The organism is Sulfurimonas sp. HSL1-2, from assembly GCF_039645565.1.
GTDB lineage: Bacteria > Campylobacterota > Campylobacteria > Campylobacterales > Sulfurimonadaceae > Thiomicrolovo > Thiomicrolovo zhangzhouensis.
The window spans coordinates 145692-168026 of the sequence record NZ_CP147914.1 but is presented as its reverse complement, the minus strand read 5'-3'; the positions used below and the strand labels follow the sequence as shown (position 1 = coordinate 168026).

The following is a 22335-nucleotide window of genomic DNA, read 5'->3' as shown; positions in this document are numbered from 1 at the left end:
CCGATGCAGGCCAGAAATCTCGCCCTGAGGCCCTTCATTTGGTACAAGTTTTATAACGCACTCTTTACCGGCATTTCGGTGGGAAGCATCTTTATCATCTACGCACCCCTGCAGCCCTACGTCTACTCCCTGGGCGGGATCCTGCTCGCCCTGGCCATGCTCGTCATCGCCCGCTTCTACACCCGCATCCTCAACCGGACCTGGTTCTGGCGTATCTCCCTCGCCGTCGAAATCGTCATGCTGCTGCTCGTGCTCTACTTTCTGCTCTTTTCATACAGCTACGCCAGTGCCCTCTTCGTCTATGCCGGCTACCAGCTCACCTTCGCCTTCGGCTCCTACCTGGTGCGCGCGGAGACGATCCTGATCGAAAGAGCCAAAGCGCTGACCTACCTCGACGTCTACAAGCAGGCGGGCTACCTCGCCGGGATGCTCGTCTCGTTTCTCTTTTACAAAACAGTGGAGTACGTCGCGGGCATCGGTGAGAGCCAGGCACAGGTCTACCTCGTACACTATGTGCTGCTGGTCGCGGAAATCGTCGTCATCTACTATCTCTACCGGGCGTTCCATCCCGCCGAAAGGAGAGGGGCATGACCTATACAGAGTGGTTCGATGCCCATGCCGAGAAACACAGGGCGATCATGGAGAAACTGCTTGCCCGCGGCTTCGGCAAAGCGGAGATCATCGACTATTTCGATTTTGAGAATATGGTGGCGGCCGAGCCGGACTTCTGCCCGCTCTACGCGGAGAAAAAAAAGTGTCACGATATGGAAAAGCTCAACTGCTATCTCTGCGCCTGCCCCAATTTCCGTTTCAGCGATGCGGGGATGGAATGGCGTGAAGGCAAAACGGTCTATAGCAGCTGCGCGATCGCCTCAAAGGATGGAAAGGAAGGTGTTTACGGCGACGCCGTCCACCAGGACTGCTCCGGCTGTACCGTGCCCCACCACCGCGCCTATATCGACAAGGTGTTCGATACGGAGTGGGAGCGGATCATGGCGGCGTGCCGCCGCGGTCAGTAGGGGTAGTTGGGCAGGCGGTCGACCCGCTCGACCATGTTGCCCTGCTTGATGATCTTGACGCGGTCGCCCGGCAGGAAGCGGAGCTCGCCCTTCGCGACGATGACGATGTGCTCCCCGCTGTCTAGCCGCACGGTCAGCTCCTGGGCGTTGGACTGTCCCGCCGCGCCGCCGACGTAGGCACCGGCCAGCCCGCCGCCCAGCGTTGCCAGCCCCCGGCCGTGCCCGCGGCCGATCGCCGAGCCGAAAATGGCCCCGATCAGCGCGCCGACAAAGGCCCCCGAACCGTCATCGGAGATCCGAACCGGCCGTTCCTCTACCACGACGCCCACGAGGTAGTGCTTCACCTGACGGTAGGTCCGGCCGTCGTAATCGGCCCCCTGGCGTCCGGCACAGCCGCCGAGCACGAGCATCAGTGCCGTCGCAATGATCAAAAAACTTCGCATGGCATCTCCTTTCTTTGTAGTATAGTGTAAAAACGTGAGCATAACGTGAACGGCAGCGACCCCTTACGAAACGCCCTACGGTTAAAAACAATTGTAGTCTTTTCGTTTTTGGCGAATCTAAGCCTCGGCCTTTTAAAATAATAATTATGAGCAAGGAAAATAAGACACCCCAAAACGATCCCTACAAAGATTACGAGCCCGAGGTTATGGAGTATGACCCCGAGGTGGACGGCGGTGAGGAGCACCTGGTCCGCGACGAGCTTCTGGCGGAAAAAGAGCGTCTCAAAGACGTCATCACCCGACTCAAAGAGAAAAACCGCGGAAACCGTAAAGTCCGGCGTTAACGCCCCGGACTAACCCCTCCTTAAACCGCCTTAATCTACAATCGCGGAAAAACTCCCGGGATTTGTTCATGATTCAAGAAGCCCATAACGCCTACAACCAGCAGGATTTTGCCACCGCCTTCGTACTCTACCGCGAACTTGCCGAAGCCGGGAACGCGGATGCACAGGCCTCGCTGGGCTATATGTACCAACAGGGGCAGGGCACGGACGTCGATGATGCCGCCGCACTGAAATGGTACGAAAAAGCCGCCGAACAGAAACAGCCCTATGCGCTCTTCAACCTCGCCATTCTCTATGCCAACGGGCTCGGCGGCGTGGCGCACGACCAGTTTAAAGCCCACGAATACTACCTTGAAGCCGCCATCCACGAAGTCCCGCAGGCGATGTACGAAACGGCAATGATGCTCGAACGGGGACTTGGCTGCATCCAGAACTACTCCGAGGCTGCCTTCTGGTACGAAGAGGCCGCCAAGCGCGGCCACCGCGAAGCCTTCAACAACCTCGGCGTCTTCTACAAGGAGGGCCACGGCGTCCACCAGGACTTCGGACGCGCCTATGTCTGTTTCTCCCGCGCCGCAGAGGCGGGACTCGCGCAGGCGCAGTTCAACCTCGGCCTCCTCTATGACCAGGGGCTCGGCGTCGAAGAGGACCACGACAAGGCGCTCGAGTGGTGCCGCAAAGCCGCCTACAACGGCCACGAAAAGGCCAAAGAGATCATCAAGGGCCTGCAGGACGAAGGGAAGATCGTTTTTTAACGATTCTTTTCTTCAGCTCTTAATTCACTTCCCGTCTCTTACACACCTAGTATAACCGTAGTGACTCAAAACATCCCCACTAACCTTATCAACACTCCACATGGCGCCATCATCAAAATAAATGCTCAAAGCACTACCGGGAAGAACAGCGCTGGACGTGGAAGACCAGTAATATCCCCCTGTTAACATTTCAAAAACAGGGTCCATGGCTGGATTGTGGTGTGTAAATTCAACAATTGAAAACAGTTCATTAATATTTGGCAGCCTCCAATCGCTGAAACTGCCGAGGACAAGTGACTCACAGTAATCGATAGCACCACGCCAATTTCGCGTACCGCCACTGCCGTTATCCTGCCATTGCAAACCTGTAATATTGTCGGTGACTATACCGTCTGCATCGCGGCTGAAATCAGCTTGCAACACTGTTATGAAAACACTCAAAATCAAAAGAATTCGTTTCATTTTTCCTGCCTTATTGATCGGGATTTATAACTTCGCATAAGCCCATGGCACCATTCAACAAATGTAATTGCCGGGATATGGAGAGAAAATTACTGCTTGACTCTTACACACCGGATGAATCCGTCGGCATCTTTGTAATTATTTGTCGAACCCCCATGATAGAAATTTATCCCCAATGCAAAATTTGGAAAATACACATATGATGTAGAAGACCAATAAATGGAAAAACTTTCTGTGCTCACAACATGTTGAAACACCGGGCTCAAAGCTGGATTATAAATGCCAAAATCACTCAAGCCTTCCAATTCCTTGAGTGTCGGCAGCCGCCAATCAGTAAACCCACCTAGTGTAAGATTTTCGCAATAAGTTGCAGCCGTATCCCCAGAGGTATCAAGACAAGATGACGATGTTGCGTCACCGGAATCCGAGCATAAAAGAGCATTTGAACTGGTCAACCAGGGTTTCGAAACACTGGTAACATTGGCGTCATCCTGCCACATCAGACCGCTGCTATGGTCAGTGACGATCTCGTTGGCATTGTCTCGGGAATAATTATGATCATCTCCTTTTTGGTAGTAACCATCATCTTTGAGAGAGCTATCAATCACTTCGATACCGTTTTCATCATAGCTTTTCGTCTGACCTGTTTTGAAAAGAACCGGTGCAATTATCGTTGTGAAACTCCACCTGAATGTGTGTGCAAGCGGATTGCCCTGTACATCGGTAACTTGTGTTGTAAGTATCCCCGTGTATTTTGTTCCAAATGACAAGTCCCCGACCGGATCAAATATCGCTTTAGCTCCATTAACGACAATGTTCCCCACAACACTGCTATTACTCTCGTCTTGAATTTCAAAGCTTGTTGCATTGATGGTTGCTGCACTGATTAAAGCACTGAAGGTTACAGAAATATTCGTATCAGGCACGACACCCGTTGCATTGCCGTCAGGCGACATTGACAATACATTCAATGGAGCACCGTCTGGACTTGTCGATTCAGTAGAATCCCCACTACCACAACCTGCAAACCATATCGTCATAGTAGCGGCCAACAATGGAAATATCAATAAACGCATAACAGTCCTTTTGAACATATATTAACTTTAATGCTATTCCCTAAACATTAAAAAGGCACTTAGATTGGCCTGAAATTAAAATCAATCATGGACTAGGTACAATATGGAATTATGAATTTGGAGGCAACGCATAATGTTCACAGGGTTGATCCGGGAGATGGCAACGGTAAAGAAGTATGGCGGGGACAGGCTGAGTCTCAAGGCCGCCTACCGCCCGAAGCTCGGCGACTCCATTGCCATCAACGGCGCCTGCCTCAGCGTCGTCTCCCTGGAAAGCGACGGTTTCACCGTCGAGCTCTCCCCCGAAACGCAGGGGATCATCGCCACGGAGAACCTCAAAGGGCGCGTGCATATCGAACCGGCCATGCAGTTCGGCGACCGGTTGGAGGGGCATATCGTCCAGGGGCACGTGGACACCGTCGGCACCGTCAAAAGCATCACCGACAACGGCAACAGCTACGACGTCGTCATCGATGTCGACAAGAAGTTCATCCCCTATATCGTGCCCAAGGGCTCCATCGCCATCGACGGCGTCAGCCTCACCGTCAACGACGTATATGAGAGCAGCTTCCGCCTCACCATCATCCCCATCACGATGCGTGAAACCTTATTCGGCAGCTACAGGAACGGTACGAAGGTGAATATCGAGACAGATATGTTCGCCCGCTACATCGCCCACTTTCTTGCGCACAAGGATGCCAAGCTCGACTGGGAGACCGCCGAGCGTTTCACCGCGCTTTATTAAGCCCTTTCTATAACTTCAAAATGCCCATCATGTTCAGCATGACGACGACCAGCGCCACCGGGGCGATGTAGCGTAGGCTGAAGTGCCAGATGCCGTAGGCAAAGCCCATCTGCTGCTTCACTGCCGCTTCGACGCGGCTGGGTTCGATGACGTAGCCGATAAAAATCGCCATGATCAGTCCGCCGGTCGGAAGCAGGATTGATGCGGTAACGTAGTCGACCCAGTCGAAGAGATTCTTGCCGCCCCAGGTAAGCATCGCACCGTAGTCACTGCTGTTCGAGTAGATGACAACGATGCCGACCAGGTAGAAGAACAGCCCCATGGTCGCCGAGGCCTTGAAACGGCTCCAGCCGAAACGGTCTATGGCCAGCTGGACCATCGGTTCGACGAGGGAGACGGCGGAGGTGAGCCCGGCAAAGGCAAGGGAGATAAAGAAGAGTACGGCAAAGACGTTGCCCAGTGCCCCCATTTCGTAAAAGACCGCCGGCAGCGAGATAAAAACGAGGCCCGGTCCGGCGGAGGGTTCCGCACCATACTGGTAGAGGAAGGTAAAGAGCATCAGCCCGGCCAGCAGGGCAATGCCTGTATCGAGGGCCACGACGACAAGGGCACTTTTGACAAGGCTGCTCTCCTTGGGAAGAGAAGCGGAGTAGGTCAGCAGCGCCCCCATCCCCAGTGAGAGAGTGAAAAAGGCGTGCCCGACGGCGGTCACAAAGGCTTCGGAATTGAGCTTGCTCCAGTCGACACTGAACATAAAGTCCCACGCCTGCGAAAAACCCGCCTGGGTCGTCGCGTAGAGAAACATCCCGCCGACAATGAGAAAGAGCATCGGCATAAGGATCAGGTTCAACCGCTCGATACCGCCCTTGATCCCGCGGATGATAATGGCGGTGATGATGGCAAAGGCAAGCGTATGGTAGAAGATCTGGGTTTTGATATCCGAACCCACCATCGTCTTAAAAAGCCCCGCTGCTTCCTCCGGCGAAGAGGGCAGACTGCCGAGCGAGACGAAGATATAGTTGAAGATCCAGCCGATCACCACGGAGTAGAAGGTCATGATGAGCAGGCCGGAAAAGGCCATCAACCCGCCCCATTTCCACGCCTCCTTATGGCGCGGAGCCAGCTCTTCAAACGCGGTCAAAGCATCCCGGCGGCTGAGAAACCCTATGAGCAGCTCGGCAATCATGATGGAGAAACCGATGAGCATGACCGTAAAAAGATAAACCATGACGAAAGCGCCGCCGCCGTACTCCCCCGTAATATAGGGGAATTTCCAGATATTTCCCAGTCCGACCGCACTGCCGGCGGCGGCGAGAATAAATCCTATACGGCTAAAGCGTGCTATCTTCATCAGGGTGTCCTGTCTTCTTTGTTTACCGATCTATTTAAGCAAAAAAGTATTGACAACGGGCTTAACATCGGTTATAATTTCGCCTCACTTATCCGGATTATCCGTGTGAGGTGACAAGGTCGGGGTGTAGCTCAGTATGGTTAGAGTACTTGGTTTGGGACCAAGGGGCCGAAGGTTCGAGTCCTTTCACCCCGACCACCTCTACAACATTCTTCATGGTGGGTATAGCTCAGTCGGTTAGAGCACCAGTTTGTGGCACTGGGGGTCGTGGGTTCGAACCCCATTACCCACCCCATGTTTTGACAACATTCCCGATAGATTTTTTTTGATACACCATACATTTTTTCACTATGGAAGCGCCCGTGGCTCAACTGGATAGAGTATCGGACTTCGGATCCGACGGTTAAAGGTTCGAATCCTTTCGGGCGCACCACCGGGGTTTCCCATCATAGATGCGCTCTTAGCTCAGCTGGATAGAGCAATGCCCTTCTAAGGCATCGGTCGCAGGTTCGAATCCTGCAGGGCGTACCACTTATTGAAAACGAAAACCGTGCAAAGCCCGATTTTCTACGCTTGCCGCTTTGGCATTAAAGCTTTTGTTTTCTTCCGAAAACAAGAGATACATTTAACATTCCCACGCGGACGTGGTGGAATTGGTAGACACGCCAGACTTAGGATCTGGTGCCCAAAAGGTGTGGAGGTTCAAGTCCTCTCGTCCGCACCACCCCTAAAATAGGCACTTTTGAGGCCGAACTCTCCTTTTTTAAGAAAACCGGAAAAACATTTTTTGACTACTTTTTTACTACAACCCCCAAAATAAACCTATCCATCACTACAGTCACTATTTTTCATTTTTAAGCTAATCGTGCAGCTGTGCATCTCTTCTGAACTTGATTACATCAGAATGAAACGTTTTGATACAACTTGAACGCTCCAAACCGTTTATTAACAAGGGCCTTGATTTCGACTATGATTCACCCGTTGCGATTATTCAACGGGGTACCAAGTGTTTTTCACTCCCAAAAGTGAGGGGAGCCATCCCTGGCTTCCCGTTGAGTAATCTCCTGGAACACTTGGTACCTGTTCCTACTCAAACTTCATAGCATTGTCATCATTTGGATAGGCGTCTCATCAAGCGTCTGGTGAAGTATATATTTCGATTGTGTTCATCATTGTCTCTGGCCATAATGCCGTACCAGAAATATAGAAAAAAAAGTAGAAATTGATGCAGCTGCGGCTGGTCCTCACATGGAAACAGAAAGAGGGATCGACTACACGCAGATAGTGGCGCTGTGGCAGACACAATGCACTCTGCACCTTCTCATACCGACCTAAATCCAGAACTCTCACATACATGGACAAGGAACAAACTGTACAGCACAACCGACAGTTGGGGGTATGCTCTTGCTGAGCGTGAAAAAGGCGAAGAGGCTATTCGACGATCAATCGAAACGATGGAATAGTAACGTAAATTAAGTAAGTGAAATTTCAAAAGCGGAGAAGTATGCCCAAATTTTTGGGAGCTTCAAAGCCCCAAACTACAGCTTCTCCTCACTTCTCACTCCGGAATTGACATAAATTGAATTTTTTTCGTTTGAAATGCGACTTTTTGAAATATCCGCCTTATTTGTAGTTCAGAGAGAAAGGAAAAATCTTCACTCTCTTCAATCTAAGGAGGCTCCATGACCGAAAAAGAACTTGTTGAATTCATGTATCAAAAGCATAAAAAGTGGATGTTGAACTCGAAAGAGGCACCCTATGAATGGGGAAGTAGTTACTCATCACTATCTAAATTATTTGGTGGCAAAAACGCCCTTCCGGAAAAATTGATCTTAGTGAAAAAGATCATTCCCCCTTGGACAACCATCAACAAGAGGCGTATGTGGAAGCTGACGGATATAGCCAAATGGCTGATTGAAACAGAAGGAACAAAGTAATGGAGTCAATAGAAAGAATAACGACTTTGTCTCCGGAAATACAGAATCAGCAACTTCGCTTTTTTGCGCGTGCTGATACAGATACGAGACTAAGTATTTTTGTGCAGCAGAGACAACTTTTCCACAAACTCAAAGGCCTGCACTACAACGTCGATAAATCCGTTTTAACTCTTGCAACATTTATTTTGGCAATTCACGCAACAACGACTTCGCTGGATAAACTTGATATAAATGTCATTCACATCCGAGGAAAGAATCATAAACCTCAGTTGAAACGAGAAAAGCTTCTTGGCTACTGGGCAATTGTCAGAAAGCTCAAAATTGAAAAGGGCATGAGCTTCCGGGATATCAGCAAATACTTATTCAAATACCACAAGTTGGATGTGTCATACAGCACAATTCACTCAGTATGGGAATCCATTGAAAACGATAAAAAGGATGTAGAACATGGATGAATCAACATATGTAGGTCCCGAGTCAATAATGCAGCTGCGCCCTATTGAACTTAATGGGGACAAAGGCATTTACCTGCTCCAGGCTTTTCAAGTTGTTTATGCTACGAATAAACAGTACTTACGAGGCGCCACAATTATTGCAGGTAAAAGACTCATCACAACCAAACTATCCGATACTATTCATTTGATGGAAGAGCTGAAAATGTTCGAGCTCGGGAATGACCAAAACAAATATTTCACCGTGTCGCAACACAAAAACTCAAAGAACCTAAAACTTAATGTCGACAACAAAAATATTTTCATTTCAAGATCAGAAGCCAAAGCAATGTACAAGCTTTTCACTATGTCCTTTATGGGCTATTCTTTTTCAAGACTCTTTGAGTATGAATACACATTTACCCCGCAAGGAATCAATAAAGAAATCGACCGTTGCAACTTTTTAGAAATGCCATACCTGGAGACTTAACCATGAGGTGCCACTTACTTTTATACGAGGCTTCTTCGTTGGTCGGCATTACAAAGTCTATTGCCTTGTTAATTTATTGTTTTGTCCGTTGTCTTTCATTTCATACTTTCTACAATGCAAAAGGCACATTTACAAGGGTATGGACATCTTTTATCACCAAAAATGGAAACTGAAAAAAACAACTACCAGTATCTTATTTTTGATAGTAAAAATATTGAACAGCATTCCGTGATAAGCTTGCTACATCTTTTATTTTAAAAGACCTGATACTTATAGTTGGAGCCCAGAAGCGCTCACGAGAGCTTCGCACCATCTCAACCAAAAGAGCCAGGACAGATGCAAGTCTTGTAAAAAAATGCAGATTGACTTAACAGTATATTTGCCGAAGATAGCGGCTGAAACTATCAAAATAAAAAAGGGAGTTCCCATGCGGGGAAGTGTCTATTATCAAAGCGCACAACTCGCAAAGCAGATATTCAGATCCGGCGCAAAGAAAGAAGAACGTATAAACCCTGAACATCCTGATTTTCAAAAAGTTGCTTCCTATAAAACCATGGAAAGCTATCGAAATATCTGGAACAACTTCTTTAATTATCTCAAAGAACACTGGGGCATAAAAGATTTTGAGCAGGTTTCATCTGAACATGTTGCCGCATACATGGACTATAAAATTGAATATTACCCATCCAAACAATACCTGGAAAAGATATGCTCTGCGCTAGGAAAACTTGAGGTTGCTCTGAAGCTATTCTCACGGAATATTCACAACGAAGAAAGAGCCTATGATTTTTCTATTCGACAATATATCCTGGATGAAGCGAGGGATTTAAATTTTGTCGCCGACAATTATCACCACCGTGCCTATTCTGATCCAGAAGCACTCATCAATTCATTGTCAGATCCACAACATCAATTAGCAGCTCGTATCCAGTATGAAGGAGGGGCAAGAATCGAGGGGGTCGCACTTATAAAATCAGCCCAGCTTCATGGTACAAGATTGGATCCGATTACCGGTACTGAAAAAGGGATTATTTTCACGCGAGAAAAAGGTGGAAAAGAGGGAGATGTACTGATCGATATCAGTACATACCGTTTACTTGAAGATTACATGCGAATCAACAGCTCTTTCAAAATCAATCGTCAACAATACTGGGATGACATCATACGGGCATCCACTATCGCACATGAAAATGCAGAGGGCTCACATGGGTTTCGCTGGAATTTCGCAAAACGAAGAATGTTTGAATACGCGCTGGCTGGCTACTCGTATACCGATTCCCTTCAACAAGTGAGCAGTGAGATGAAACACAACAGGGCCAGTATCACTGAACACTATTTAGGAGGGTAGTCGTGCAACACTCTATTGGAATGTGTTTCTGCTGGCCCACCGTGTGGGAATCAAGCTTTACTATTCATGATTTGAATGCTACTTGTGACTCAACGAAAACCATTGACATAAAATTCTATGTCCTCGTGAATACTCCTAAAATAACCATAAAATTCGTTCATACTTTTATGCTCTTGATAACGAACTTCCATCATATCGAGTAGTTCAAAGCACTCTCTTGTTATATGTCCAGAATATGCTCTCACTGCAGCTAGAACCAATAGACTTGCATATGTAATATAGAATGCATTAGTTCCTTTTATGGGAATAGGTCGAAAGCATTCGTGAAAAGTCTCGATCGTGAGATACTCAATGTAAAACACCTCTGCATTATGTAAAAGTTGTATGGCTTCAATAAAATCTTTATGATCAAGATCAAGGTATTCAACCAATGCTTCACTGGAAACGACTGGAAGATTTTGCGCAATCATCACTTCTAATGAGTGCCTGGGCTTCTCAATACTATTTTTAGGTGGTTCCCCATCATATTCACATAGATAATGCCATAAGGCTTCACCTTTTAAATCACAATCATCAATTAATTCATTAAAAGTTTCTTGGTCGAGGAAAGGCTCAAGGCCATATTGATGCCTTATTTTGTTTATCTCAACTCGATAAGCCATCTCCTGATTCATTTCTTCTTTGAGACGTCTGGCATATTCATGATATTTGACTTCAGACTTTTTTCTGTCATCCGGGTTAGGAGAAAATTCTGCCCTATGTGATTTGCTTTTGATACCAAGCTTCCAATCACCTGAATAGTACTGCATCTTTCTCCCCCCTCTACTCAGTAAACGCTCTGTTCTCGACCACTATAGGCATCAAAGACATGCTGATAAACCAACTCCACAGAATGTGGCCAAATCGTATCATCATAACTTGCTGGTAATTCATCCAGAACATCCTCAATTACACGTTTCACCTGTGCTTTGGAGCGCTGCTTTTTACGCCAGTCAATCACCAGTGTTTCTTTGAGTTTTTCGAGCAGATCCTTCGCAATACGTTTAATGTCGTTGCGCTCTTTCTCGCTCAGATGAACTTCCGACACCAGAAGGTCGAATATCGCCAGCTCAGCTTCACTAAGTCCTTCACGCATTGCACGTTTTTCTTCCGGATCTAGTTCATCACGGATAAACTGTTTGAGTTTCTCAAAGAACTCTTCGGTCGTGTATGCTCCCAGATTGTATTGATCCACCAGTTCCTGGAACTTTTCCTGCAGTTGCTGACGAAGCTTGTTGCGCTTTACCATATTTGGCAGCTTTCGGGCAATAAGGTTTTTCAGTTTATCGGCATCTGATGTCTTCGGCTTTTCGATACGATCCAGCATCTTCGCCAATGCTTCAAAATCAATATTGGAGATGTCGACAGGTTCAGGGAGGTGGGATTCAATTGCTACAGTTTCTATGGATTCATCCAGTAACTCGTTGACCTGGTTGCGGATCACCTGCAGTACATCCTCGTCATCGATGTCTTCGCCACTCTTGATCTTCATCTGACGATAAATGACGTTTATCGCAACACGCTGCCGCACGTAGATATCGGCTCGCGTATCAGGAAGGATGCCTTTGAATATCCGGTTTATCTGTCTCACATAGGAAGTGAACTCATCTTCGTTGGCCGGTTCAAGAAGGATTTCACTTGCTTCATCAAGCAGTCGGAGCTTCACAAAGTCATCCGTATTCGCAGTGATAATCTCATCAAGATCGATTTTACGTTCACGCAAATACTTTTGCAGCTCAAAAATAGCATTTTCAAGGGCATGCAACAGTACGGTTTTATCCTGCGCCGGTGTATCAGATTCTTCGCCGTATCCGGTTGAAGGCTCCTTGACACCGTGGCCGTATCGTCCCAGTGCTTCCTGCAGTGCTCCAAAGATATTGATATAGTCCACGACCTGTCCGTTTGGCTTGCCCGGATAGACCCGGTTGGCCCGTGCGATGGTCTGCATCAACGTATGGTTTTTCAACGGTTTATCTAGGTAGAGCGTGGACGTGAACGGGGCATCGAATCCGGTCAGCCACATGGCACAAACGAACACGATGTTCAGCGGATCGTCGGGGTCTTTAAACTTTTCGTCCAGCCTCTCTCGCTGCATCCGCTCCCGATGGGGTCTTAGGTCGATTCCCTTCGCAGCAAGACGCTCGTATTCGTTCTGGCCTCCGGAGACGACAACGGCCATATCGGTTCGCTCCATATAGGCTATGTCTTCTTTGATCTTTGCCAGTTTGGAACCGTACATCACGCGGGACTTCACCTTCAGTCGCCCCAGTTTGTGTTTCCAGGCTTTCTGCACTTTGTCATACATTCGGATAGCCGTTGCCTTATCAATCGAAACAACCATAGCCTTGCCCATGAACTCGCGCCCCATATAGTGCTCGACGATATCGTCTGCGATGGTATCAAGCCGTTCCTCGCGGGTGATGATGTGGTAGGCATTGGCAAACTCGCGCTCAAGTTTTGCCTCCTGCTCGTCGGTAAGATCCGCCTGGTCGAGGATATCGACGATCTCCTCGCCGAGATCCTCTCGGTTGAGATTGACCTCCGGTACCCGGTTTTCATAATAAAGTGGCAGCGTTGCTTTATCCTCAACGGCATCGGAGAAATTGTAGATACTGACATAGTCGCCAAAGACCTCTTTCGTCTTCTCTTCACCGGCAAGCAACGGCGTTCCGGTAAAGGCGATAAAGGCGGCATTCGGCAATGCCTTGCGCATGTTCATTGCCAACGATGCATACTGGCTTCGGTGTGCTTCATCCGTAATGACAATGACATCATCACGATCGGAGAGTTCCGGGAAGGTCTCTCCACCCTTTGTACCGAACTTCTGTATCAGTGTGAAGACATACCGATGGTCTTCTTTCAGGAGTTGTTTCAGATCATCGCCAGACTCCGCCTGGCACTCCTGTATCAAAACCCCTGCAGCCTGAAAACCCTTATATATCTGGTCGTCCAGATCGGTACGGTCAGTGATCAAGACGAACGTCCAGTTCCCCGGTATTTTTCGGAAGATCTTTTTCGAGAAGAAGATCATGGAAAAGCTTTTGCCGCTCCCCTGGGTATGCCAGTAGACCCCTAGCTTGCCTTCGAGTTCCTTGATATGCCGCACTCCTGCGAGCGCTTCGTTGACTCCGAGGTACTGGTGATACTTGGCAACGATCTTCACCGTCTCTTTTTTTCGGATATAAAGAATGAAATTCTCGATGATATCCAGCAGGCGGGTTTTGTCGCAGGTACCGCGCAGCATTACTTCTAGGCTGACGCGACGCTCTTCTTTTTCACTTTCAACCTTTTTCCATTCGGCGAAATGCTCCCAGCCGCTTGAGATCGTTCCTACCCGGGACTGGATGCCGTTTGAAAGGATGATCAGCTGGTTGTACCAGAAAAGCTGGGGGATAGTTGAGCGGTAGTCCTTGAGGTTGTCTTTGTATGCGTTAATGAGTTTCCGGTGCGAGGTTTTGAGTTCAATGAAAACGAGCGGGAGGCCATTCACGAATCCGACCAGGTCCATTCGCCGAGTTTCAACTTCCCCGGTAATCCATAGCTGCGATGTGAGAAGGAAGTTGTTGTTTTTCGGAACGTCCCAGTCAATGATTTTTACGGTTACTGTGTCCTCGCTGTCCTCGTCAATGATATTGATTTTGACGCCATCTTTAATAAAATCGTAGACCTCTTCGTTTGCAGCAATAACGCTCATGGAAGATCGATCGCGCGTCAGTTCTTCTATTGCTTCTTGAATGACATGGTTCTCAAGTCCGGGATTTAGTTTCTCGATAGCTTCATAAAGACGACCGAATAGGAAAACTTTCGAACGGTCCTCTCGACCAAGAGTTCCTTCCAGACCAAAAGTTTCATCATAGCAGTGGCAGCTTTCCCAATCCATTCCCTCAAAGAATTGAATGGCAGGTTGTTCTACTAAAGCGTCCTCACTATAGCTCATTATGCCGCCCTATTCCAATTTATCCCTGAGCCGTTCAAGCATTCGCTCAACTTCTTTCCAAGGTAACCTGCGCTGCTTCATTTTCATATCCTCAAATGCTCCCTCGGCACGATCAATGCCAATGATACCCTGAACAACCATTTGTTCTACAATCCAGAGTGTCCCTTTGATCTCAATTTCTTCTTCAGCAGCTACAGTACGCAATGCCATGTCCCCTGTCAAAAGAGGGCACTCTTCCTGTTTCGCCAAAGCAAGGGCAAACAGATCATTTGGGCTGGTTTCTATATGCTTGGCCTGAAGCGCAACAGCATAATCGACTTTTTCTGATTCAAGCGATTTGATCAATAACCCATAGGCAGGCAACTCTCCGTGCTGCTCCTCAAGCTCTTCAATGTACAGTACATCAGGCACTGCAAACGCATATGAGAGGTCAAACATCTTTTCGATGAGCCCGCACACATCGAGATCAATGATAATATTTGTATCACTGATCAGAAGCTGCATGCCCATCCTCAATCATTCGTAATTGATAAAATTTATGGACACTCATATCCATCAAATCCGCAGCTTTTGATTCCCCGATATATTCTTCGGCCAAAGCATGAAATACCAATTGCTTGAAATGGTGCGGTTTTTCTGCCGGATATGGTTGAGGCTCATTTTTACGCCAGCGCCGCTTCGAGAACTCAATCATCAACTGTTTATGATAGCTCTGCTTGATGATTCCAAGATCTTTTGCACGATACAGGATCCCGGACATACTGATACCGAACTCCTGTTTGAGCATCAGCAATTCCTGGAGCTCCAGTCGGGTTCGAAATTCGCCAAGTTCAGACCAGATTGCATCTTCCGGCAGCAAGAATGCTCCTGCAAAACGGTGGCAAGCAAGCTCTTCATCCAGTTCATCGATAAGACGTCCTTCAAGGATAAGGTGTCCGAGCTCATGTGCCATGGTGAACCGCTGACGGTCACCGGACCAATTACTAGAGATTACAATGACACGCTGACCATTCACTTTGGCGGCCAAACCGTCAAATTTGCTATCAGCGCTTTCCCCTATTTCAAATACACGGACCCCCTTGCTTTCAAGCACATCCACGAGTTCCGGAATCGGGTTTAACCCCAGTTGCCACTGTTCTCGTACCGACTTTGCCACTTCTTCAATTTCATCCATCGATGTAACTTGCTCTGGCAAATTACTAGGGATGACAAATTCCTGGACCGGCGGCTTCGGAAAAAGTGATTCAAGCTCCATCCGACGTTCAATCAAATCAAGGATTTTTCCCTCTATCATCTGCAGTTTTTTTGCAGAAAGCGTACTCTTTTTACGGTATTCCGGTTTTTCAAGTTCCAGTGTCGTTGAACGCAGAAAATATCCGACTTTCACATTCAGGGCTTTTGCGAGTTTGATCAACATTGTTGAGTCGGGAGTTAAAGTCCCTTTCTCAAATTTGTTGATAGCTGTCTGGCTTACACCAACTTTTGCTGCCAAATCGCGTAACGACAATCCGGAAGTCTTACGCGCACGTTCTATGCGTTGGGCCAACATAAGCACCTCCTCATACTAAGTTTACAAAACAAACCAATTATGGCCACATTGTAAATTTTTTACTCTTCATTTATACTGAAATAGGTTTACATTTACAAATTATATGTTATATTTGTAAACCTATTTCGCAAAGGAATGAAAATGTTGGATTTAAAACATGCATTTCAGACTGCGGCATCAACCGCGGTCGAATTTTCATGGCCGTATCTCTTGCTGGCAATCGGTATTGGTATCGTCATATTCATTTTTCGTTTTGATCTGTCAGACACTTATCGAGAAAGAAACAAGCTGTTGGACCTATCTGCCAAACTGATTGTCTTGCCTGTAGCAGCACTTGGTTGGTACCTGGTGGCAAATGAATACTATTTTCTGGTTGCATTGATTCTGACTGCAGTCATTTTTTATTTGCTATATCTGCTCAGTTTTTTGGACAGGTTTATCTACGAATAAACTTCAAATCAATGTCGCTTGATGGCTATGACTGCCGGGTTCAGACGTTAAACGAAAAAAGTCAAATACCTATGAAAGGAGAAAAGATGCCTAATAAGAAACAGACCTCTAAGAGTGTTGCTTCCAAAGCTGCTAAGGTGCTCAAAAGTGGTTCTGCCAGCAAATCATGCAAGTCTCTTGCCGGCAGTGCTCTGAGTCAAACCCGTAAAGGGCGAAAATAGTTCTATTGTTGAGAAGGTTTTATTTCCTTCTCGACTTCAGCAATTAACTCCGGGTTTCTGTACGAGTTATCATAATCTTTATCACCTCGCACTTCGGATGTGATGAATGACAAATTTAGTGAATACGGTATCTGGGGTTCATATGAATGCATAACTTCTCCCATATCATTCCCTTTATGATCTAAAGCCGAAGCAACTACAACCTTCATCTTATCTGTTCTAAAACTATGTCGCTGTTGCTTCCATAGTTTTCTAATATATTTAGGGCTGACATTTTCCGAAAAATAGATTGCATTCAAACTATGATGCAACTGCAACTTGTTGATACTCGCAATGTCGTGAGTATTTGTGATCTCAACAAAGTTACTGGCTCCGTGATAAACAGCTTCGTCTAATAATAAAATACATGTATCAGGCGTAATAGGATAAAAAATCATTAATCCAGGAGATTGTAACCCAAGAACGCCACGTAAGTGAACATTTTGATAATACTTATTATAAATAACTACTGGTGCATCACTAAAAATAAATTCTGTAGATGTTTTGTTTTTCAGAATATAAATTCCTAAGTCTGAGATCAATGCTGTTCTTTTTGTGGCAATTTCTAGTGTCATCAGAACTGTATCTGTTAAATCCGTCGATATATCTAGAAATTCTTTATATTTGAGAATTTCATCGTTTACTTGTAGTTCCATATCCTTTAAAAATACTTCTTTAATTACTTGCCCAAACATCTCACTATGTTTTTTCGCTTCAAACTCCGTTCTTGATTTTTGAAACATAATTGCTTGCAGTAATTCAAGCAAATCTGGATTCAATCCAAGTTCTGGGGCTTCATCGCACATAGTGGCATATTCAATAAATTCTTTTTTTGAGTTAATTGATTGAATTTTTTTTAAAACTGCACTGTGTCGTCCCTCAATTTTTGAAAATAGGCTTTCAATTTCAACAGATCCGTAAAAATTGTTTTTTGAACATTGGCCTTTGATTGGTGCATTTTCAATGATTTTTCCACTATCTTTAAGCAGGACATTTATGCTTGATTGTCCTTTTGAAAAATAACGAAAATAATATTGTGGAACGAAATGCTGGTTTTTTCTATTTGCCATATAGAAGGTTAATCTTTCCCGAGATAAGTTTCGGTAGTAGCATATTTCGTTGCTTTTGAAGATTCCGATTCCTAAGCTTTAGATTAATTTCTTTGTCGAACAATGCATCTAACAACCTTTCCGCTTGTTTCCGACTTCCTTCTTCTGGCAAAATTATCTTGATTTCTTTTAAATGTTTATCTCCCAAATGGGCAACCGTAGTACCTACAATCGATTTGTTCAGATCCAAAATAGGTTTTTGGAACGAGAGAAAAACAAAGTATTTCGAATAATTATCAAACGGAGTAATCTTAACTACTCGCTGATTCAAGTACGCATGACCTCCGGACCATTTCCCCATGTGAAAATCACCATCCATACCAATAAGCAAATCGCCATTTTGAAGAATTTGATCTTCTTTTTTTGGATGTTCCTGGGTAAACGTATTTGACAACCCCTTCGGAATATCTCTAATACGTACAACGGGGATTCCATTCCCATCATCGGTGAATAGCTTAGATTTAAATGCAAAACCATATGTTGGAGCTGCGATGTCAAAAAGTTTAACAACCTCCCACCCTTCCGGGATCTTCCCAAGCTCCGAGTCAACCATCTTGATCGCTTCATGCCCCGGAAAGCGGAATTTGACAAACCATTCGCGGTAGAGTCTTCGGGCCATCTCTTCGAGGATGGCGATGCGACGGTTGTTGTTTTCGATCAGGTCGTCGTAGGTGGAGAGGATGGAAGCGATTTTCCGTTGCTTATCCAAATGTGGCAAGTCGAATTTAAATGAACGAATTGAATCCAATGTAATACTGGCTTGGCTTGCTGCCCCTTGTGCAGTACCGACTATATAATCTTTAAAATCGTTGTTTCTTAACAAGTAAAATAGATATGTTTGGTCTATAGTCTTGTTTGGGATGACTTTAACAGCATTTTGATTAAGGAGTGCCCCATTAGTACTTCTTGGTACACGTATCGTTTTACCTACAACAGATGCTGGATTGCTTGGCCAAGAGCCAACAGTTTGAATAATAATGTCATTTTGTTGAAGCTGATATTTGGAATATTCCCGTGCTAGCTCTTTTGGTATACAAATTAGATTCCTTGGATCAATGGAGTCCGAAGTAAAATCACTAACCTTAACGATGGGTTGCCCCTCTGTGACATACCATTTACTTTTAAAAGCGAACCCTTTTTGTGTCGTGATGTGCTCACCTAACGTAGTTGACACTTTCACTTATTAGTATCCTAACACTTCTGCAACATTCTGAGCAATGATCTTTTTAAGCTCATGCGCTTCACCGTTCAGAATCTCCAGCTCCTCCTGCAGCTCTTCAAGCTTGATGCGGAACTCCTCTTCATCCTCTTCCTCCCCTTCGGCAACGCCGACATATCGTCCGGGATTGAGGCTCCATCCCTGCTCTTCGATCTCCTCAGTTGTCGCAACTTTACAGAGTCCAGCGATGTCCTGATAAGTGCCATCCGGGAAGAATTTCTCGATGCTCCAATCACCACTGTTTCGCTCGTCGGGGTGGGTTGCCAGGAAAGTGTCGTCTACCATTTCGCCCCGGTAGAGCCGTACAATATTGGCAACGAAATTGAGCTGTTCGCTGGAGTAGTCGCGCACGGCCCGGGTGACCTGGGTGTAGATGTGGCGAGCATCAATGAAGAGCACTTTGTCCTTGCGACTTTCAGGCTTGCCTTTGTCGAAGAACCAAAGTGTGCTAGGTAGAGTTACCGTGTAGAAGAAGTTGGAACTGATCGCCACCATGACGTCGACGGCACCGCTTTGGATGATCTCGCGGCGGATCTCCATCTCGGAGCCGCGGGCATCACTGGCTGAGTTGGCCATGACGAAGCCGGCACGACCTTTAGCGTTGAGCGCCGAGTAGAACATCTGGATCCAAATGTAGTTGCCGTTATCCACCCGCGGCATCCCGAACGGGAAGCGGGCCTTGCTGTCTTCGAGGCGCTCCTTCTGGATCTTGTCAACGTTGAACGGGGGATTGGCCATGACGAAGTCAAACTTGCCGACGCTGTCGTGGATGTCTTCATAGTAGGAGTTGCCGTTTTTGATGTCCCCTTCGAGACCGTGCACCGCGAGGTTCATCTTCGCCAGGCGTACCGTATCGCCTGTCTTTTCCTCGCCGAAGATGGAGAGCTCGGAAGTCGCCGTTTTGTTGTGCTCCCGCACGAACGCCGCACTCTGGACGAACATGCCGCCCGATCCGCACGCCGGGTCGTACACCTTGCCGCTGTAAGGCTCGATGATCTCCGAGATCAGACGGACCAGCGGGCTCGGCGTGAAGAACTCGCCGCCGCCCTGCCCCTCGGCCCGGGCGAACTGGGTCAGGAAGTACTCGTAGATCCGACCGAAGACGTCGGAACCAATGTCGAAACGGATCGCCGCGAAGTTCTTCAGCAGTCCGGAGAGTGTATCGCCGTCGAACTTCGTAAAGGTCTTCGGCAGGGTATCCTTGATCGCCTCGTTCTCCGCTTCCAGCGCCTTCATGGCATCGTTGATCGCCTTGCCGACATCGGCACCGTCAGGCAGCTCCAACAATTTCGAGTATAGTGCTCCCTCAGGGACATACATCGCCCCCTCCGCCTGGATGGCCGTCTTGATATCGCCACCACGTCTGCGGGAACTCTGCTTCTCTTCGATCCTCGCCTTCGCCATTTCGAAACGGTACTCCGCATAGCGCAGGAAGATCAGCCCCAGCACCGGACGCGAATACTCCTGCGACGTCAGGTCGGAATTGGCCCGAAGTTCATCGGCCGCATCCCAAAGTCGTTTTTCCAGTTCCTGAATGTTTTTGAAACTCATAATTATCCTAGTTGATACAAAATTCTTTGAAGCTCAAATGATAGTCATTACGCAAGTCGATATGGTCTTCGATCGATAAATAGATATTTATCATACGCCCTTCTGCGTTACAATCTAATTTGTCAAGGTGGTCTATTATGTATTGTGTCGGGATTTTGAATAGTTTGAAAGCATGGTTGGAATCATCCAGGGCACCCGCGAGTACAATATACTCATAACTCTTGAGGTCGTCTTCGGAGAACTTGAACCACCAATTTCCCAAGTCTCCCTCTTCTTCCCATTTTCGGCTAGAACACAGTTTATGTCGCAGCAATTCGGGATAATTGCTTTGTAAAAAAGGCTTCGCGTTGGAACGTACTATATTCTGATAATACAATGCATCTAAAAATGCGGCCCTGCCATTCCATACGGACCGCTGCAACCCAGTAAGCACAGATGGATCCTGGCTCCACCACGCACAGTTGATGATTTGCGCTGTAATCAGGTCCCAATAGGTGTCTATGTTCAGCTCACGCTCGATGATCCCAAAATCCCGGCACAACTGCCTTTTGTTCTGCGAATCCACGCACATGAAATAGTCAGGACGCTTCATGGTCAGCAGTCTCGTGGACGTAGCAAGCCTGTTCTGCTCTTCCGTGAACGACTTGGAAAATTCATCGATATAAGCGAGATAGTCTTCCCGTGTAACGGTTCCATCGTTGGGTATCAGGTCCAAAGCACTTGATATATGAGGATTGTTATCGTTTATCTGTTTTTTGAAGTCTCCGCTCCCTTTCATGCTTCCGAACCACCGCCAGTCCAACCCGTCTTCAATCCTCTCATAAAACCCACCGATCTTTTTCCTGTCGAGTTCACCCATTTGTGCGAAATTCTGATGTGTACTAAACAGCTGATGAGCCTTGCTTAATACCGCATCTCTATCTATGATGGTGCCCTTCTCAAAAATCGTAAATTCCTGGATCTCATTGAAGAACTCCTCCCAGGTCAAAGAAAAAATCTCACTGTCAAATGTACGTTCTGAATCCTTTGGTGGCAGTGGAGTCGCAACACTTTGCAATGCCTGGCTTTTGGCCTTGTAAAGCTTTGTGTAAAAGTTGATGAACTCATTATCTATCTTTTTGGCGTTTTTTTCCCATTCTCCCATCACTTTCCAAATATCAAGCTGTGCAGTCGATGCATCTGCATCTGAATCACTGACAAGTACCATAATCTCGTCATTATTACCCATGGCTGCATTGGTCAAATTGGCACTCCCAATCAGGCATTCCCAGCCATTGTTACCCATATCGAAATAGTAGATTTTAGGATGGAAAACGGCGCCTTCATGCATTCTGACTCTGGCTTTTTCAAAACCCTCGAAAGCTGCCAAAAATTTCGGATCTGTCTGAAAGAAATGTGTCCCTACAATGAGCTTTTGTATTTTTTCTTTATTTTGAAGGAGGGCATCAACTACGATATTCCCGGCACTGGCCCAGGCGGAAGCAATTTGTATCCGATCACACTCATCTATCAAAGAGACCAGCTTCTCTCTCAGCTTGACGTTGTCGGCAATGATCTGCATCAGATCAAACCATCTTTATGCATGCGTTCCTGCAGTGCAATGAGGATGTAGGCACTGACCGTACCTCCATGAAATGCTTTGATCTTATCCTCCCATTCAACCGGGATTGTAATCAGCTTTTTCTTCTTCTCTTTCGATATTACTTTACTACTATTCTGCTCGCTCATTGCTGCAGAGCTTTTGACTTTTTCAATATTTTTCAGAAAATCTTTTTTTGCCATCAAGAATCCTTTTCATATCTAAAATATATCTTTTATAT

General features: G+C 46.6%; 23 protein-coding genes and 5 tRNA genes. 15 read left to right on the top strand and 13 right to left on the bottom strand.

What is annotated here, in order from left to right:
- Positions 1 to 3: 3 nt before the first annotated feature.
- Complete coding sequence (locus tag WCX18_RS00875; protein WP_345988766.1) at positions 4 to 591, top strand: hypothetical protein; 588 nt, start codon at positions 4 to 6, stop codon at positions 589 to 591.
- Positions 588 to 1019 (top strand): hypothetical protein, encoded by a 432-nt coding sequence (locus tag WCX18_RS00870; protein WP_345988764.1) that lies wholly within the window; start codon positions 588 to 590, stop codon positions 1017 to 1019. The genes WCX18_RS00875 and WCX18_RS00870 overlap by 4 nt, the downstream gene beginning before the upstream one ends.
- Here the strand turns inward: WCX18_RS00870 and WCX18_RS00865 are convergent.
- Entirely contained in the window at positions 1013 to 1462 is a 450-nt protein-coding gene (locus WCX18_RS00865) for a glycine zipper 2TM domain-containing protein (RefSeq protein ID WP_345988762.1), read from the bottom strand. The two genes, WCX18_RS00870 and WCX18_RS00865, sit on opposite strands and share 7 nt — an antisense overlap.
- Before the next feature lie 146 nt (positions 1463 to 1608).
- On the opposite strand from WCX18_RS00865, the gene WCX18_RS00860 reads away from it, so the two are divergent.
- Together WCX18_RS00860 and WCX18_RS00855 are read left to right on the top strand one after the other, a co-directional pair.
- Positions 1609 to 1806, top strand: a complete 198-nt coding sequence (locus WCX18_RS00860) for a hypothetical protein (protein ID WP_345985680.1) — start codon at positions 1609 to 1611, stop codon at positions 1804 to 1806.
- A 68-nt stretch (positions 1807 to 1874) separates the two neighbouring features.
- Complete coding sequence (locus tag WCX18_RS00855; RefSeq protein WP_345988761.1) at positions 1875 to 2561, top strand: tetratricopeptide repeat protein; 687 nt, start codon at positions 1875 to 1877, stop codon at positions 2559 to 2561.
- 24 nt (positions 2562 to 2585) lie between these two features.
- Here WCX18_RS00855 and WCX18_RS00850 read toward each other — a convergent pair whose 3' ends face one another.
- Both WCX18_RS00850 and WCX18_RS00845 read right to left on the bottom strand, forming a co-directional pair.
- The gene (locus WCX18_RS00850; RefSeq protein ID WP_345988759.1) at positions 2586 to 3023 is read right to left on the bottom strand and encodes a DUF1566 domain-containing protein; all 438 of its coding nucleotides are present in this window, start codon (positions 3021 to 3023) and stop codon (positions 2586 to 2588) included.
- Between the two features lie 89 nt (positions 3024 to 3112).
- On the bottom strand, positions 3113 to 4099 hold the full coding sequence (locus tag WCX18_RS00845; protein WP_345988757.1) for a DUF1566 domain-containing protein: 987 nt from the start codon (positions 4097 to 4099) through the stop codon (positions 3113 to 3115).
- Between the two features lie 133 nt (positions 4100 to 4232).
- On the opposite strand from WCX18_RS00845, the gene ribE reads away from it, so the two are divergent.
- The gene (ribE, locus tag WCX18_RS00840; protein WP_345988755.1) at positions 4233 to 4844 is read left to right on the top strand and encodes a riboflavin synthase; all 612 of its coding nucleotides are present in this window, start codon (positions 4233 to 4235) and stop codon (positions 4842 to 4844) included.
- Positions 4845 to 4851: 7 nt separating this feature from the next.
- Here ribE and WCX18_RS00835 read toward each other — a convergent pair whose 3' ends face one another.
- Complete coding sequence (locus tag WCX18_RS00835; RefSeq protein WP_345988754.1) at positions 4852 to 6195, bottom strand: sodium-dependent transporter; 1344 nt, start codon at positions 6193 to 6195, stop codon at positions 4852 to 4854.
- A gap of 120 nt (positions 6196 to 6315) precedes the next feature.
- Here WCX18_RS00835 and WCX18_RS00830 point away from each other — a divergent pair.
- The 9 genes from WCX18_RS00830 (at position 6316) to WCX18_RS00790 (ending at position 10401) form a co-directional block, all read left to right on the top strand.
- Positions 6316 to 6393, top strand: a tRNA-Pro gene (locus WCX18_RS00830).
- 20 nt (positions 6394 to 6413) lie between these two features.
- Positions 6414 to 6490 (top strand) — tRNA-His (locus tag WCX18_RS00825).
- Positions 6491 to 6551: 61 nt separating this feature from the next.
- Positions 6552 to 6628 (top strand) — tRNA-Arg (locus WCX18_RS00820).
- Between the two features lie 21 nt (positions 6629 to 6649).
- Positions 6650 to 6726: transfer RNA gene (locus WCX18_RS00815), tRNA-Arg, on the top strand.
- A gap of 107 nt (positions 6727 to 6833) precedes the next feature.
- Positions 6834 to 6919: transfer RNA gene (locus tag WCX18_RS00810), tRNA-Leu, on the top strand.
- 958 nt (positions 6920 to 7877) lie between these two features.
- Positions 7878 to 8132: a hypothetical protein gene (locus tag WCX18_RS00805; RefSeq protein ID WP_345988752.1), complete on the top strand. Its 255-nt coding sequence runs from the start codon at positions 7878 to 7880 to the stop codon at positions 8130 to 8132.
- Entirely contained in the window at positions 8132 to 8587 is a 456-nt protein-coding gene (locus tag WCX18_RS00800; protein ID WP_345988750.1) for a hypothetical protein, read from the top strand. The genes WCX18_RS00805 and WCX18_RS00800 overlap by 1 nt, the downstream gene beginning before the upstream one ends.
- A complete protein-coding gene (locus WCX18_RS00795; protein WP_345988748.1) occupies positions 8580 to 9053 on the top strand; it encodes a hypothetical protein in 474 nt (157 codons plus the stop codon). The genes WCX18_RS00800 and WCX18_RS00795 overlap by 8 nt, the downstream gene beginning before the upstream one ends.
- 355 nt (positions 9054 to 9408) lie before the next feature.
- Positions 9409 to 10401 carry a hypothetical protein gene (locus WCX18_RS00790; RefSeq protein ID WP_345988746.1) on the top strand — a complete coding sequence of 331 codons (993 nt, stop codon included), beginning with the start codon at positions 9409 to 9411 and terminating at the stop codon, positions 10399 to 10401.
- Positions 10402 to 10490: 89 nt separating this feature from the next.
- Here WCX18_RS00790 and WCX18_RS00785 read toward each other — a convergent pair whose 3' ends face one another.
- Genes WCX18_RS00785 through WCX18_RS00770 form a run of 4 tightly spaced genes read right to left on the bottom strand, consistent with a single transcriptional unit; the run spans position 10491 to position 15926 of the window.
- Complete coding sequence (locus tag WCX18_RS00785) at positions 10491 to 11210, bottom strand: hypothetical protein (RefSeq protein WP_345988744.1); 720 nt, start codon at positions 11208 to 11210, stop codon at positions 10491 to 10493.
- Between the two features lie 17 nt (positions 11211 to 11227).
- Positions 11228 to 14377 carry a type I restriction endonuclease subunit R gene (locus WCX18_RS00780; RefSeq protein ID WP_345988742.1) on the bottom strand — a complete coding sequence of 1050 codons (3150 nt, stop codon included), beginning with the start codon at positions 14375 to 14377 and terminating at the stop codon, positions 11228 to 11230.
- Between the two features lie 9 nt (positions 14378 to 14386).
- On the bottom strand, positions 14387 to 14881 hold the full coding sequence (locus WCX18_RS00775) for a PIN domain-containing protein (RefSeq protein WP_345988740.1): 495 nt from the start codon (positions 14879 to 14881) through the stop codon (positions 14387 to 14389).
- On the bottom strand, positions 14862 to 15926 hold the full coding sequence (locus WCX18_RS00770; protein WP_345988738.1) for an XRE family transcriptional regulator: 1065 nt from the start codon (positions 15924 to 15926) through the stop codon (positions 14862 to 14864). Before WCX18_RS00770 ends, WCX18_RS00775 begins: the two co-directional genes overlap by 20 nt.
- Before the next feature lie 141 nt (positions 15927 to 16067).
- Here WCX18_RS00770 and WCX18_RS00765 point away from each other — a divergent pair, with 141 nt between their 5' ends.
- Positions 16068 to 16376, top strand: coding sequence for a hypothetical protein (locus WCX18_RS00765; protein WP_345988736.1), 309 nt, complete (start codon positions 16068 to 16070; stop codon positions 16374 to 16376).
- Between the two features lie 223 nt (positions 16377 to 16599).
- Here the strand turns inward: WCX18_RS00765 and WCX18_RS00760 are convergent, their stop codons facing one another.
- The 5 genes from WCX18_RS00760 to WCX18_RS00740 are packed head-to-tail and all read right to left on the bottom strand — an operon-like array spanning position 16600 to position 22297.
- The gene (locus WCX18_RS00760; RefSeq protein WP_345988734.1) at positions 16600 to 17706 is read right to left on the bottom strand and encodes a DUF4238 domain-containing protein; all 1107 of its coding nucleotides are present in this window, start codon (positions 17704 to 17706) and stop codon (positions 16600 to 16602) included.
- Complete coding sequence (locus WCX18_RS00755; RefSeq protein ID WP_345988732.1) at positions 17696 to 18919, bottom strand: restriction endonuclease subunit S; 1224 nt, start codon at positions 18917 to 18919, stop codon at positions 17696 to 17698. Before WCX18_RS00755 ends, WCX18_RS00760 begins: the two co-directional genes overlap by 11 nt.
- A 9-nt stretch (positions 18920 to 18928) precedes the next feature.
- A complete protein-coding gene (locus WCX18_RS00750) occupies positions 18929 to 20515 on the bottom strand; it encodes a class I SAM-dependent DNA methyltransferase (RefSeq protein ID WP_345988730.1) in 1587 nt (528 codons plus the stop codon).
- Between the two features lie 7 nt (positions 20516 to 20522).
- Positions 20523 to 22076, bottom strand: a complete 1554-nt coding sequence (locus WCX18_RS00745; RefSeq protein ID WP_345988728.1) for a phospholipase D family protein — start codon at positions 22074 to 22076, stop codon at positions 20523 to 20525.
- The gene (locus tag WCX18_RS00740; RefSeq protein WP_345988726.1) at positions 22076 to 22297 is read right to left on the bottom strand and encodes a hypothetical protein; all 222 of its coding nucleotides are present in this window, start codon (positions 22295 to 22297) and stop codon (positions 22076 to 22078) included. Before WCX18_RS00740 ends, WCX18_RS00745 begins: the two co-directional genes overlap by 1 nt.
- Positions 22298 to 22335: the final 38 nt, after the last annotated feature.